This window comes from Pantoea sp. S-LA4 (assembly GCF_054482835.1).
This window is the reverse complement of record NZ_JBTLRC010000004.1, coordinates 401,838-415,018: the sequence shown is the minus strand read 5'-3', so window position 1 is coordinate 415,018 and position 13,181 is coordinate 401,838. Positions and strand designations below refer to the sequence as shown.

Annotated in this window: 12 protein-coding genes; 7 read left to right on the top strand and 5 right to left on the bottom strand. The window is 56.7% G+C overall.

The features are described from left to right. Positions 1-143: 143 nt before the first annotated feature. Positions 144-437: a DUF1330 domain-containing protein gene (locus tag ACX3P5_RS22460; RefSeq protein WP_233988682.1), complete on the bottom strand. Its 294-nt coding sequence runs from the start codon at positions 435-437 to the stop codon at positions 144-146. 299 nt (positions 438-736) lie between these two features. Between ACX3P5_RS22460 and ACX3P5_RS22455 the strand changes: the two genes are divergently transcribed. The 5 genes from ACX3P5_RS22455 to ACX3P5_RS22435 all read left to right on the top strand — a co-directional run bounded on the left by ACX3P5_RS22455 (position 737) and on the right by ACX3P5_RS22435 (position 6,202). Beyond that, the gene (locus tag ACX3P5_RS22455) at positions 737-1,642 is read left to right on the top strand and encodes a LysR family transcriptional regulator (protein ID WP_336756223.1); all 906 of its coding nucleotides are present in this window, start codon (positions 737-739) and stop codon (positions 1,640-1,642) included. A 318-nt stretch (positions 1,643-1,960) separates the two neighbouring features. Continuing rightward, on the top strand, positions 1,961-2,212 hold the full coding sequence (locus ACX3P5_RS22450) for an AbrB/MazE/SpoVT family DNA-binding domain-containing protein (RefSeq protein WP_458969483.1): 252 nt from the start codon (positions 1,961-1,963) through the stop codon (positions 2,210-2,212). A gap of 8 nt (positions 2,213-2,220) precedes the next feature. Further along, a complete protein-coding gene (mazF, locus tag ACX3P5_RS22445) occupies positions 2,221-2,541 on the top strand; it encodes an endoribonuclease MazF (RefSeq protein ID WP_458969482.1) in 321 nt (106 codons plus the stop codon). A 642-nt stretch (positions 2,542-3,183) separates the two neighbouring features. Continuing rightward, positions 3,184-4,443, top strand: a complete 1,260-nt coding sequence (locus tag ACX3P5_RS22440) for a diguanylate cyclase domain-containing protein (protein ID WP_458969431.1) — start codon at positions 3,184-3,186, stop codon at positions 4,441-4,443. Between the two features lie 298 nt (positions 4,444-4,741). Next, a complete protein-coding gene (locus ACX3P5_RS22435) occupies positions 4,742-6,202 on the top strand; it encodes an MDR family MFS transporter (RefSeq protein ID WP_458969430.1) in 1,461 nt (486 codons plus the stop codon). 35 nt (positions 6,203-6,237) lie between these two features. Here ACX3P5_RS22435 and ACX3P5_RS22430 read toward each other — a convergent pair whose 3' ends face one another. From ACX3P5_RS22430 to ACX3P5_RS22415, 4 genes are all read right to left on the bottom strand, one after another. Further along, positions 6,238-7,248 carry a Gfo/Idh/MocA family protein gene (locus tag ACX3P5_RS22430; protein ID WP_233988686.1) on the bottom strand — a complete coding sequence of 337 codons (1,011 nt, stop codon included), beginning with the start codon at positions 7,246-7,248 and terminating at the stop codon, positions 6,238-6,240. 13 nt (positions 7,249-7,261) lie between these two features. Continuing rightward, positions 7,262-8,089 carry a TIM barrel protein gene (locus ACX3P5_RS22425; RefSeq protein ID WP_458969429.1) on the bottom strand — a complete coding sequence of 276 codons (828 nt, stop codon included), beginning with the start codon at positions 8,087-8,089 and terminating at the stop codon, positions 7,262-7,264. A 135-nt stretch (positions 8,090-8,224) separates the two neighbouring features. Beyond that, positions 8,225-9,667, bottom strand: coding sequence for a sugar porter family MFS transporter (locus tag ACX3P5_RS22420; RefSeq protein ID WP_458969428.1), 1,443 nt, complete (start codon positions 9,665-9,667; stop codon positions 8,225-8,227). Positions 9,668-10,026: 359 nt separating this feature from the next. Continuing rightward, a complete protein-coding gene (locus tag ACX3P5_RS22415) occupies positions 10,027-10,929 on the bottom strand; it encodes a LysR family transcriptional regulator (protein WP_458969427.1) in 903 nt (300 codons plus the stop codon). Positions 10,930-11,029: 100 nt separating this feature from the next. Between ACX3P5_RS22415 and ACX3P5_RS22410 the strand changes: the two genes are divergently transcribed. Both ACX3P5_RS22410 and ACX3P5_RS22405 read left to right on the top strand, forming a co-directional pair. Beyond that, positions 11,030-12,097 carry an SDR family oxidoreductase gene (locus tag ACX3P5_RS22410; RefSeq protein WP_233988690.1) on the top strand — a complete coding sequence of 356 codons (1,068 nt, stop codon included), beginning with the start codon at positions 11,030-11,032 and terminating at the stop codon, positions 12,095-12,097. 88 nt (positions 12,098-12,185) lie between these two features. After that, positions 12,186-12,842 carry an SDR family oxidoreductase gene (locus tag ACX3P5_RS22405; RefSeq protein ID WP_458969481.1) on the top strand — a complete coding sequence of 219 codons (657 nt, stop codon included), beginning with the start codon at positions 12,186-12,188 and terminating at the stop codon, positions 12,840-12,842. The last annotated feature ends 339 nt before the right edge of the window (positions 12,843-13,181 follow it).

The window sequence follows — 13,181 nt, the reverse complement described above, 5'->3', positions numbered from 1 at the left end:
AGGGCAGCGGGCCGGGCTGTGAAATCAAGGTGATGCCCGGCGCTGACATCAGGTGCGCCGGGATACCTTCAGCCCTTTTTCAGCCCAGACGCCGGACCTGGTGAGTTGAGGGCGTTGCCCTGCGATGAGGTCCGCAAAGTACCTTAAAGGCCAGCCCCTTCAACCAGCACGAAAGTTCCGGTTGCGGCACCTGCGCGTAATAACCGGGCTGCCTGATAACCCGGGCTTTGGTAAAAACGCCTGGCTTCGGCAAAAGAAGCGAACTCAAAAACCACATGTCGTTCATGAGACTCTCCTTCCAGATTTTCATACTGCCCGGACCAGGCGATGATCTTTGGATCAAAGTCCTGCATGGCTTCACCGGCAGCGCGGGCATATTCGGCATAGGCAACCGGGTCCGACACCGTGACGTGTGCAATTAAATAACCTTTATTCATTTCTCTTTCTCCTGGGTCAGAATTGTTTCAGGCAGGTGTGAGCCTGCACAGAAACAGGGGGACAGACGGTAAACAGAGTGCTGAATCAGAAGCCTGGAAGATTCAGGGTAAGCTGACGGCTGCGTTTTTACCGGGCATTCCTGGTCAGTGCATTTGCGGTTGGATGCGCTGTCGCGCGTGATGGCTGACCGCCGGGTTAATCAGCCTGGCGGGATGCGCGGTGTGAAAAGAGTTTATTAACTCTTAACAGGGTGATAAATAACCCTATAAATAACGCACTGTTACTCTGAGAGAAAACAATGAAAAATCTGGAGGCCCTGGTCATCTTTGCGCGGGTAGCGGAAATGAAGAGCTTTACGCAGGCGGCAGAAAGTCTGGGGATTCAGAAAGGACGGGCTTCATTGGTGGTTCGTGAACTCGAACAGGAAATTGGCGCGACGCTCTTGCACCGGACAACGCGAACGGTGCAGCTGACTGAGGATGGCCGGGCTTTTTATACGCGTGCCTGCGACCTGCTTTCAGACGCAGAAGAATTACACTCAATGTTCTCGCATGGCGAGAGGTCACTACGGGGACGGATACGCATCGATATGCCCGCGGTGCTGGCGCAAAGTGTGATCCTTCCCGCGCTGCCGCCGTTGCTGGCAGCACATCCGGAACTGGAGATCGAGCTTTCCAGTACCGATCGCCGGGTCGATCTGGTTCAGGAAGGATTTGATGCGGTAATTCGCCTGGGACCGATCGTTGATGAGACGCTAATTGCCCGGCCACTGGGTCAGCTGCGCATGATCAACGCAGCCAGTCCGGACTATCTGGCGCGCGTCGGCGTGCCACACTCGATTGACGATCTGCTGAATCAGGGACACAGAATGGTGCATTACACGCCAGTTTTTGGTGCTAAGCCGGAGGGATGGGAGTATCCGGCGGGTGAGGGCTACACATCGCTGATGCTGCCCGGTGCCATGCGGGTCAATAGCGTACCGGCTTATCATGAAGCCGGGATTGCGGGTCTGGGCTTAATCCAGGGCGGTTATTCCACGCTCGCGCCCGATATCCAGCGCGGTGCGCTGGTTGAGATCCTTCCCGATCTGCGCCCCAGGCCGCTCAACGCCTTTTTTGTCGTTGCGCACCGGCGAAATTTATCGCGCCGCGTCAGGGCATTTATGCAGTGGACTGAAGAGATTTTAAAACCTTATTTTGACTGATCCCACAGTGATCCCCGCGACAGGAAAGAGGATGCGATCGGTCTGTTTCGGGGACAGCGCGGGCGTAGTCAGCATAGGCATACCGTATTCAGGCTGCTACGTTCAACGCATCTGTTGAATTTTACATCTGTCAGAAAACAGCAAGGGCATCGCCTGCTCGCTGAAAGGCATACAATTTTACCGCGAAGGCGGCGTAGCAACCCTGGATGACTTCAATCAGTTGGGCGATACCGGGCACGAATTTGCCTGATGGTTACCCGTTGTTGATACCTTGTTTGCCTCTTACTAGTTTATACACAGTATAACTTTCGAGGATAAATTGATGGCTATCGCAACCGTGAAAAATGGGGCAACAGCCCGGCTATCCGGTTAACTGCAGATGTCATGCGCGCGGCTAATCTCAACGTTGACGACCGTGTTGAAATCACGGTAGTTGAGGGACAACTCACTGTTCGGGCGGTTAAGAAACGCCCAACACTCGCGGAATTAGTTGCACGAATCACGCCGGAGAATATGCACGACGCTGTCGAATGGCGCGCGCCGGTTGGAAAGGAAATTAACGAAGGGTAAAGCGCTATATTCCTGCCGCTGGTGATTTAATCTGGCTTGATGTTGACCCGCAAGCAGGACACGAACAGGCGGGACATAGACCCGCCGTCGTTCTGAGCAGCATAAGTTACAATGCAACCGGTGTTTTAATCTGTGTGCCTGTTACAACGAAAATTAAAGGCTATCCGTTTGAGGTTGAGCTTGTTGGTGATGTAAGAAGCGCTGCACTGGTCGGTCAAGTCTGTCATAAGGACTGGAAAGCGCCTGGTGCAAAGTTTATCCGTAAGGTTGAACCTGACGAACTCGAAGAGATCCGCGAACTGGCGCAAATCCTGATAAGCACAAATTAAGCTTCTGCCTGAATAAACCCGCTACGGCGGGATTTTTATGGGTCAGCTGTGAATACGCTGTAATGGTCTGTAGAAACCGACTTCCTCATTCCAATCCTATACGCCTCACCCCGCTACGCAGCATAAGCCGAATAGATAGGTTTACCTGTTCGCCGGCAAAAAAACAGCCAATTGCCTGTTTATTAAAGTTTATTAATGGTTAGATCTGTGGCTGCTAGTCGCAGGCCCTGACGGGACAACCTTATAACCGGTATAGAGGGTTCTTCATTCAGCACGTTCAGCGCAACAGGCATAGCAGCCCCGTTTTGCATTATCTATCCGGACATAACTTATCAACGGATCGGTAAAGAACAGGCCAGTCAGTTTTTCAGCTTAGCCGGTCTGATTAAAGATTAGGAGCCGATCAGCCGATAAACACCGATGATTCCTGCTGATCCTTAATGTCGTCACAGATGATTTTCCGCACCGTCCGGCTGGCAACCTGGCATCGCCGTAACGGCTGAAGCCATTGCTTATGACTGCTATTCGTCTGACCGAACCCCTTAGCGAAGCCTCTTCATGGCGGGCGGGGCGATCCTGTCGTCTGCAACGATCAGTTCTACGCTTGTTTAGTCACGTCAGCCAACAACGGAGCCGACCACCATGAACACCGTGATCAAACCTGATTTCTCCGCTGTCTGGTCCACGGATGCCCAGGGCATCTGCATCGCCAGTCAGGAAAGCCCGACTGGCCTGCTGCCCGCACTGAAAGGCGTCACGCTGAGTGCATGGCTGAGACTCGCCCAGGCGGATGATGATGCCAGGATCGCGCTGCAACTGACTTCGGCGCTGGAAGGCGTGAAACCTTTTCACATTGAAGTGCCGATCCACTGTCTGGACGGGACAACACGGCATGTGGTGGTGTCAGGATTGCCGGGCGGCCAGTCACCGGCTTCATGCCTGCAGTATAACGGTTTCATTCTGGATATCAGCGCACAGCGCAAAGCGCTGGCGGAGGCGATGCGTACCGCAGCGGAATACCGGCTGTTGATTGAAAACAGCACTGACCTGATCGCGCATTGCAACAACGAAGGCAGGTACGTTTCGATCTCGCCCTCTTACAGTGAAATGATCGGCTGGTCAGCCGATGAGATCATCGGGCAGCGGGTGGTGGATTATCTGCATCCGGATGACCGCGCATCCGCGACAGAAGAACTGGTGCGTCTCTTCAACGGAGGAACGCTGCCGGATGTGGTTGAGGTACGCAAACTGCATCGCGACGGCCACTACATTACGCTTGGCACCAGGGCGTGCGGCGTCAGCGATCCCGCCACCGGCCGTAACCTTGGTGCCGTACTGGTTTCGCGCGACATCACGCGCGACAAAGAGAGGATCCGCAAACTTGAAAAGCTGGCGACCCGCGACGCACTGACCGGCTTACCTAACCGGGCCTGGATCAACGATCAGGTGGGCTGCATGCTGGCGCAGGACGACGATCTGGCTTATACCGCAGTGCTGTTTATTGATCTGAATGGCTTCAAGGCGGTGAATGATTCTCTCGGCCATGCCACCGGCGATGCCTTGCTGCAGCAGGTCAGCGAACGGCTGCAACACTGCATGTGTCCGGGCGACTCGGTGGCCCGGCTGGGCGGCGATGAATTTTTAGTGGCAGCGAAGTGCAGCAGCAGAGAAACAGCGTCAGCCATCGCGCAGCGCATTCTGGAGAGCCTGAATAAACCCTTTGCGATCAACAGTAGGGATCTCCGCATCGGGGCGTCAATTGGCATCAGCCTTGCCCGGTTCGGGACCGCATCGGCCAAAGTGTTAGTTGAACAGGCCGATAGGGCGATGTACCAGGCGAAAGCGCGCCGTGATGGATCATACCGGTTTTTTGAGCCGGAAACGCTGCCGTCAGAGGAATAGCCCGCTTTGCCTTCAGCCCTTATTAGCGACAGTTCGCCCGTCATGTCCGTTTTTAGCCTCTCTCCTGTCCTCACCGCCAGCTCTGTCGCCGCCGCCTGAAATCAGCCGAAGTGAAAACAGAGCATCAAAACAGCCTCCGGATTATGATACTTACCGGCTGTCGGCGCCATCTTGCGCGTGTCGCTCAGCAGCGGTAACCTGGTTGCCGTGTAATTATCTTCGAAACAACAGGATAGCGTGAATTTTGCTTGAGAAAATCTCTGAACTGAAGGATCAGCCTAACGGGAACGCGCCCCCGGTGCGGTTATTATTCAGCGCGCTGCTGCTGGTGATGCTGCTGGCGGCGCTGGATCAGACCATTGTTTCCACGGCACTGCCGACCATCACCGGCGAACTGGGTGGACTGGATCGGCTGTCATGGATCGTCACCGCCTATACCTTGTCATCGACCATTGTGGTGCCGCTGTACGGTAAATTTGGCGATCTGTTTGGTCGCAAGCGGGTGTTGCAGATTGCGATCGTGCTTTTTCTGCTGGGTTCCGCGCTGTGTGGCCTGGCGCAGAATATGACGCAACTGGTGCTGACCCGCGCCCTTCAGGGGCTGGGCGGCGGCGGGCTGATGGTGGTCAGTATGGCGGCGGTGGCCGATGTGATCCCGCCGGCCGAGCGCGGAAAATATCAGGGCCTGTTCGGCGGCGTCTTCGGGCTGGCGACGGTGCTGGGTCCGCTGCTGGGCGGCGCGATTGTGCAGCATGTCTCCTGGCGCTGGATCTTCTATATTAATCTGCCGCTGGGGCTGTTCGCCCTGCTGGTGATTGGCATCGTTTTCAATGCTGGCGGCAAACGTACCCGGCATGAAATTGATTATCCGGGCGCGGTCTTCCTGAGCATGGCGCTGGTCGGCATCACCCTGTTTACCAGTGAAGGCGGCACCATCCGGCCGTGGTCCGACCCGCAACTGTGGTGCATTCTGGCGTTGGGTCTGATCGGCTGTATCGGCTTCATTTATGAAGAACGACGGGCGTGGGAACCGATTATTCCGCTGTCGCTGTTTCGCAACCGCAGCTTTGTACTGAGCAGTCTGATCGGCTTCATTATTGGCATGTCACTGTTTGGCAGCGTCACCTTTTTGCCGCTCTATCTGCAGGTGGTGAAAGGATCGACCCCAACCGAAGCCGGTCTGCAACTGCTGCCGCTGATGGGTGGCTTGCTGACCACCTCGATTATCAGCGGCCGCATCATCAGCAAAACCGGCCGCTATCGCCTGTTCCCGATCGTCGGCACCTTGCTGGCTACCGTCGGGCTGGCGCTGATGGCCACGATTACGATTACGTCGCCGCTGTGGCAGTTGCAGTTGTTCAGCGCCGTGCTGGGAATGGGGCTGGGGATGGTGATGCAGATTCTGGTGCTGGTGGTGCAGAACAGCATTGAACCGGCGATGACCGGCGTTGCCACCTCATCGGTAACGCTGTTTCGCTCGATTGGCGGCTCGATTGGCGTGGCGCTGTTTGGCACCATTTTCAGCCAGGTGCTGAAATCGCAGCTGGAAACGCTGATACCGGCCGGAACCGTCCTGTCGCCGGCGATCTCACCCGCGGCGCTGAATCAGCTGCCGGTCGATATCCGTCACGATTATTTGCAGGCGTTTGGTGCGGCGATTCACGCGGCGTTTTTGATGCCGGCCTGCGTCATGGTGCTGGCCTTTATCCTGTCGCTGCTGATGCGTGAAGAACCGCTGATTAAAAGAAAACAGGGCTGAGGAGTTGCACGGCGCAGCCCGCCGTGCAGCGTTTTTTAGCGATAGAAGGCCGGTTTTGCCGCCATCTTAACCGGCACGATATCACCAGAGTTTTGGGCGGCGACGCAGGCATCAGCCGCCACCGCCGCGGCATAGCCATCCCAGGCTGAGGGACCGCTCATCTCGCCCGAGATCACGTTATTAATGAATGCCTGCAGCTCGACGTCATAGGCGTCGATAAAGCGCTTCTTCCAGTCGGTCAGGATGGTGGTCGAGAGTTTCGCCGCGCTGCGCAGCTGCACCGACATCGGTTCAGGCAGACGGGCAATACCGCTTTCACCCACCACCTCACACTGAATGTCGTAGCCATATTCACAGTTCACGAAAATTTCGACGTCGATACGCGCGCCTTTGGTGGTTTCCAGCAGCACGATTTGCGGATCGCGCAGGTGTGACGAAGCCTTACGGGTTTTGCGCGGGAAGATCACCTGCACGCTGGCATAATCATCGTTCAGCAGCCAGCGCAGCACATCCAGTTCGTGGATTAGCGTGTCGGTGATCGCCATATCGGTGGTGTAGCTGTCGCCGACTTCCGGGTTACGGTGCGCGCAGTGCAGCATCAGCGGTTCGCCAATCTCACCGCTGTCGATCACCGCTTTCAGCGCCCGATAGCCGCTGTCATAGGGCCGCATAAATCCGACCTGCACCAACTGGCGACCGGCTTTGATCTCCGCCTCAACGATGTTCATACAGCCTTCGGCGGTGACCGCCAGCGGCTTCTCACAGAAGACCGCTTTGCCCGCTTCGATCGCCGCCAGCACAAAGGCTTCGTGCGTCGGACCCCAGGAGGTCACCAGCACCGCATTGACCTGCGGATCGTTGATCAGGTCAATGGCATTGTCATAGATACGTGCTTCCGGAGTGAGCTGATCGACAATCTGCTGGCAGTTTTCACGATTGATGTCGTTAAGCGCCACCACGCGCGCATTCTGTAAAACCGTGCTGCAGCGACGGATGTGTTCGCGGCCGATAGCGCCGGTGCCGATTACGCCAATATTGATAGTCATGATGCTTCCTTAATCAGGCTGAATGGTTCAGCAGGTGAATGCTGTTACGAATTTCGCGGGCGATCTCTTCTTCCTGCCAGTTATTCATCACCGATGAGAACGGCTCGAACGCATAAAGGCCGGTGTAGCCTCTCTTTTCCAGTTGCTCAACCTGCTGCTTGCTGCGTAAGCGGTCGTCAGCGCTGAGCATGATGCGTTCTTCGTCGGTGAGCTGGGCGACCGGACGCGGATCGGTGACGCCAGAGAGATGAACCAGTCCGATCTGCTGCACATCAACGCCCTGTTCGAACTCTTTTTCCGCATCCTCATAGAGATGATGATGAAAGGTATCAATCAGCAGCCGGAACGGGACATCTGCTTCTTTGATCAGCGTCTGCGCCAGTGCTGCCGAACGCAGCGAACTTTGCGGAAAACCTAACGGCTCAACCAGCCCCTGAATGCCATAGTCGGCGAACAGCGGGGCCAGAGTTTGCAGCGCCGTCACGGTCTCCGCCGCGCTGATCGGCGTGCCGTCATTAAGAGGACAAAGCACCAGAGAGGCTGCGCCGACGGCCTGAGCGTCGCTCAGCAACTGGCGGGTGCGCTGCAGCAGATCCTCGCTGAGCTGGTTGAAGGGGTAAACCGCGTTGATCGTGACAATTTCAATGCCGGACTGACGTGCCAGCGCGTTAACCTCTTCACCGGTGAGATCGTCGGTCACGCGTCCGCTTTTCATGTCGTTGCGCAGTTCAACTTTATTCAGACCCAGCTGCGTCACCAGATTAAAAAAGCGTTCAATGCTCAGATTGGGGGCAATTTTGCGATTAACACAAAAGCGCGAGGTTGCAATAGATAAGGTCATAGCGATTTCCTGAAAGTCATGTGTGCGTGATAATTGGGTGAACAGCCATCGGTTATTCACCCGTTAAACGTCGATATAGCCTTTCTGTCCGTCATCAGGCGAAAGTGATATCTCTGCGTGCTCCATGCGGCGGCATTATTTTTTGCCGTTATAAAGCGCGTAGAAATAGTGCTCTACCTGCTCAAGACTTCTTCCTTTGGTTTCAGGAATAAACTTCAGAACAAAAAGGGAACCGCCGATACCGATGAGGGCAAATATCAGGAATGCGCCGGACAGGCCAAAGGCGGCTAATAACAGCGGGAAAGCCATCGAAATCGCGAAATTGGCAATCCACAGTGAAAACACCGCGCCGCCCATGCAGATGCCGCGCATCCTGGCCGGGAAGATCTCCGACAGCAGCAGCCAGGTCACCGGCGATAAAGCTCCTTGCTGAAAGCAGAGAAACATCAGCATTCCCGCCAGCACCAGCCAGGCGCGCAGCAGGTTAACGGCACCGTGCTGATATTCCGGCATCAGCCAGCAGATCAGCCCGATAAAGAACAGGCAGCAGGTACAGCCCATCTGACCAATCAATACCAGCGGACGACGGCCCGCTTTGCCGATCAGCCAGATACCGACCAGGGTCATCACCACCGAAATCACGCCGTTCGCAATGGTGGCAAACAGGGCGGCATCGTTGCTGAGTCCGGCAGCGGTCAGCATGGTCGGCGCGTAATACATAATGGTATTGACGCCGGTCAGCTGCTGAATCGCGGCAATCCCGATGCCGAGCAGGAATATTTTCATCAGCCACGGGGTTGCCAGATCGCGCAGCCGGCCTTTTCCCCGCTGACGGTTCTCTTCAATCATCTCTTCAATCTCTTCGAGTTCCCACTCCACATCCTCAGCGGCGCGGGTTTTCTCTAATACTTCGCGGGCCGCCTGGCTGCGGCCTTTCATCACGTGCCAGCGCGGGGTTTCCGGCATAAATATCATGCCGATCCACAACAGAATGGCGGGCACAATCGACAACGCCAGCATCCAGCGCCAGGTATTTTCACCGCCCCAGATATCGTTGAAGGTGGCGTTAGAGATGTAGGCCAGCAGTTGTCCGCTGACGATCATCAGCTCCTGTAAGGTCACCAGCTGGCCGCGCTTGTTGGCTGGCGCGATCTCTGCGATGTAAACCGGCACCGTGGCCGCTGCACCGCCTACTGCGAAGCCAAGGAACAGGCGTGAGGCGATCATCCATTCCACGTCCGGGGCGATGGCCGATCCCACTGCACCCAGGGCGAAAATCAGCGCCAGCGCGATAATAATGCGTCGGCGTCCAAGGCCATCTGCCAGATGACCGGCGGCCAGCGCACCAAACGCCGCACCAAACAGCAGCGAACTGGTCACCAGTCCGGTGGTCAGGGGAGTGAGATGAAGATCGCCCCGCATAAACAGCAGTGCGCCGGAGACCACGCCGGTATCGTAGCCAAACAGTAATCCGCCCAGCGTCGCCACCAGCGCAATAATCTTCACAAACGGCTCGGTGCGGGTGGCGCTATTCGGGCCGGATGCCGGGTTCGACGAGATATACAGTTCTTTTTCCATGAAAACTCCAGGTAAAAACAGGCCAGGTCAAACGTCAGAATAGAAGGAGCCTTCACCCTACTGATATTTATATTTCGGGTTAAATTATATTTGGAACTTTGTTTTCATTTTGTGAGCTCAAGCCTTCTGGCTATTTTATTTTGATGGGATTCCATCAGTCGCTGAATAACTTCATTGAATTTACGCCATTTATTTCACGGAGGCATAAAGAGTGGCGGCAAAAAATAAAGCGGAGAAGGGGACTGAAAAGAGAATGGAATTGTCTTAATGGCAAGTAAATAGCATCAGGATGAAATAAACATCCCGAATGCTGAGAAAAAAATTAATAACCGGGCGACAGAATACCCGGCGGCGTCAGCTTAGCGGATCACCAGCCCGCTCAGGGCAGAGAGCAGGGCATCGACTTTCGGCAGGAACTGTTTGCGACGGGGCCACACTACGCTCAGCGTCAGCCCGTCGGGTTGCAGCTGAGGAAGAATAATCTCCAGCTCCCCGGCAGCCACCGCATGGCGAATCAGCCACGAAGGCATTTGCGCCACGCCAAGACCGGTTGTAACCGCCTGCATCTGTGCATCCACATCGCCTAAGGCCATCCGAAATGGCACATCCCGCCAGTTTGGCTGCCCATCTTCGGTGGTAAACAGCCAGGGTTTTATGGAGCCGTCGACGCGTTCATAGAGGATGGCGCGGTGATTCAGCAGCTCTGTTTCGTTTTGCGGCCGGCCTTCACGCTCCAGATAAGCTGGCGCGGCGCAGAACAGCATCTGCTCACGGCCCATATTACGCCAGCCGAGTGAAGCAGGCAGATCGGGCGCACCGCCAATCCGTACCGCCACATCAACCCCTTCATCAAACAGGTCGATGAAGCGGTCGGAGAAACTCAGGCTGAGCGCCAGTTCCGGATGCTGCTGACAGAACGGCATCAGCAATGGCATCACGTTCAGCCGGCCATAGGTGTTCGGCACCGCCAGCCGTAACCGTCCGGAGGGAATGGTGCGCTGCGCCGCCAGCACCGCCTCGGTTTCGGCAAGATCCTCCAGAATACGCAGGCAGGTCTGGTAGTAGGCGCTGCCGGCATCGGTCAGTTGCAGGCTGCGGGTAGTGCGCTCCAGCAATCGGGAGCCTAATCTTATTTCAAGCCGGCTGACACTTTTGCTCACCGCCGAGCCGGTGACATGCAGTCGCTCCGCGGCAGCGGTAAAGCTGCCGCACTCCACGCTGGCAACAAAAGGCAGGATATCTTTGAGGCGCTGATCGTGCATCGATTAATGAACTCAGGTTGAGAATGCTGTGAATTAATGCCAGAGATAAGAACTGGATTCTCTATTAGGCTTAGCATTACGCAAAACGAGGAGAAATCAAATGAAAAAACAGGCTTTGATTGTGGGTATCAGCGGCGTTATCGGCCGGGCACTGGCGGACAAGCTGCAGCAGGAGGGCTGGGAAGTGACCGGCCTGTCACGCGGACGCGGCGCCGTGCCGGAAGGCGCGACCAGCCTGACCGCCGATCTGACCGATGCGGATGCGGTGCGTGAGGCCCTGAAGTCAGTGAAACCAGATGCGCTGTTCTTCAGCGTCTGGGCGCGTCAGGAAAATGAAAAAGAGAACATCCGGGTCAACGGCGGCATGGTGCGCAACGTGATTGAGGCGCTGGGCGAGCGGCTGAAGGGCGCGCACGTCGCGCTGGTAACCGGTCTGAAACACTACCTGGGGCCGTTTGAAGCCTACGGTAAAGGCGCGGTGCCGGTGACGCCGTTCCGTGAAGAGCAGGGCCGTCAGCCGGTCGACAACTTCTATTATGCTCAGGAAGATGAGCTGTTTGCGGGCGCGGAAAAGTATGACTACCGCTGGAGCGTTCATCGTCCGCACACCATCATTGGTTACGCGGTCGGCAACGCGATGAACATGGGCCAGACGCTGGCGGTTTATGCCACTTTGTGCAAAGAGAAAGGCTGGCCGTTTATCTTCCCCGGCTCACCAGAGCAGTGGAATGGCGTCGCCGACATGACCGATGCGGGTCTGCTGGCCGAGCAACTGCACTGGGCGGCCACCTCACCCGCGGCGGCCAATCAGGATTTCAACGCCGTGAACGGCGATGTGTTCCGCTGGAGCTGGATGTGGCCGAAACTGGCTGAGTATTTCGGTATCGAGGCTGCCGATTTCCCGGCGCAGATGATGCCGCTGGAAGGCCGGATGCAGGAGGCGGCCAGTGCGTGGCAGGAGATTGCCCGGCAGCACCAGTTGCGTGAAGCGGATGTGAGCAAGCTCGCCTCCTGGTGGCATACCGATGCCGACCTGGGACGTCCGATGGAAGCCTTTACCGACATGAGCAAAAGCCGCAAAGCTGGCTTCACCGGCTATCGCAGCACGCTCGACTCCTTCACTCAGCTGTTTGATAAGCTGAAAGCGGAAAAAGTCATTCCGCAGTAATCACACAGGCGCCGCATCAGGCGCCTGTTCTGTTTCTGGCGGATGGCTATACTTCGGCTCTCGCTCAATGAACAGAGGAACTGAAATGATGGCGACATGTTTTATTATCGGCGCGGCCGGAAAAGTTGGCCTGCGACTGACGCGTCAGTTGAGCGCTAAGCAGCACGCGGTTTCGGCACTGCATCGTAAACCGGAGCAGGCTGCGACGCTGCAGGCGGCGGGTGCGCAGCCGGTAGCTGGCGATATTCAGCAGCTGACGGTTGATGCGCTGGCGCAACAGATGGCCGGTCACGAGGTGGTGGTTTTCACCGCCGGTGCCGGTGGCGCGGGTATTGCGTTAACCAACGCGATTGACGGCGATGGCCTGGATCTGGCGGTCGCGGCGGCGGAGCAGGCAGGCGTACCGCGCTTTATTCTGGTCTCGGCGTTTCCCGATGCCGGTCGCGGTAAAGCGATATCAGAAGGCTTCGAGAACTACATGCGGGTCAAACGGCTGGCGGATGCGCGGCTGGTGGCGAGCGGGCTGGAGTGGGTGATTCTGCGTCCGGGCACGCTCACGGATGCCGCGGGCACCGGTCGGGTAAAGGCCGATCTGGCAATTCCTTACGGTGAAATCCCGCGTGATGATGTCGCGGCTACGCTGGTCGCCCTGATTGAAAATCCGGCGATCAAATATCAGATAATCGAGCTGACCACCGGCGATCAACCGATTGAAGCGGCGCTGCAACGGCTGCAGCGCGGTTAAAAAAAGCCCCGCTTGCGGTAGCTTGTCAGTTAAGCGACAGGTGATAACGCAGTCTGGTGCCGCTCAGGGGCTGGCGGTCCTCGCGCCGCTGCGCGGTACCTTCACGTCATTCCTCTGCCTGACGGACCGGCGGGGATGGCACATCCTGTGCCGCCCCGCCTTTCGCCCGCGTCCTGCGGGCTCTCCTGGCTAATGTTCAGCGCTGCGGATTGCCTGCCCCTGATCGACCCCAGCCTGCTCTGAAACTTCAGTGCGTGTTGTTAAAAAGGGCACGAGCGTGAAGACCTGAGCGCCTCTGCTGCTGAAAGGGCTATCCGCAGCGCTGAGGCGTGACGTTGG

What these genes read in the sequence shown, in the direction of transcription:
- ACX3P5_RS22420 (WP_458969428.1), bottom strand. Translation starts at nt 9,667, where the DNA reads ATGGAAAAAGAACTGTATATCTCGTCGAACCCGGCATCCGGCCCGAAT.
- ACX3P5_RS22460 (WP_233988682.1), bottom strand. Translation starts at nt 437, where the DNA reads ATGAATAAAGGTTATTTAATTGCACACGTCACGGTGTCGGACCCGGTT.
- ACX3P5_RS22410 (WP_233988690.1), top strand. Translation starts at nt 11,030, where the DNA reads ATGAAAAAACAGGCTTTGATTGTGGGTATCAGCGGCGTTATCGGCCGG.
- ACX3P5_RS22415 (WP_458969427.1), bottom strand. Translation starts at nt 10,929, where the DNA reads ATGCACGATCAGCGCCTCAAAGATATCCTGCCTTTTGTTGCCAGCGTG.
- ACX3P5_RS22440 (WP_458969431.1), top strand. Translation starts at nt 3,184, where the DNA reads ATGAACACCGTGATCAAACCTGATTTCTCCGCTGTCTGGTCCACGGAT.
- ACX3P5_RS22430 (WP_233988686.1), bottom strand. Translation starts at nt 7,248, where the DNA reads ATGACTATCAATATTGGCGTAATCGGCACCGGCGCTATCGGCCGCGAA.
- ACX3P5_RS22425 (WP_458969429.1), bottom strand. Translation starts at nt 8,089, where the DNA reads ATGACCTTATCTATTGCAACCTCGCGCTTTTGTGTTAATCGCAAAATT.
- ACX3P5_RS22455 (WP_336756223.1), top strand. Translation starts at nt 737, where the DNA reads ATGAAAAATCTGGAGGCCCTGGTCATCTTTGCGCGGGTAGCGGAAATG.
- ACX3P5_RS22405 (WP_458969481.1), top strand. Translation starts at nt 12,186, where the DNA reads ATGGCGACATGTTTTATTATCGGCGCGGCCGGAAAAGTTGGCCTGCGA.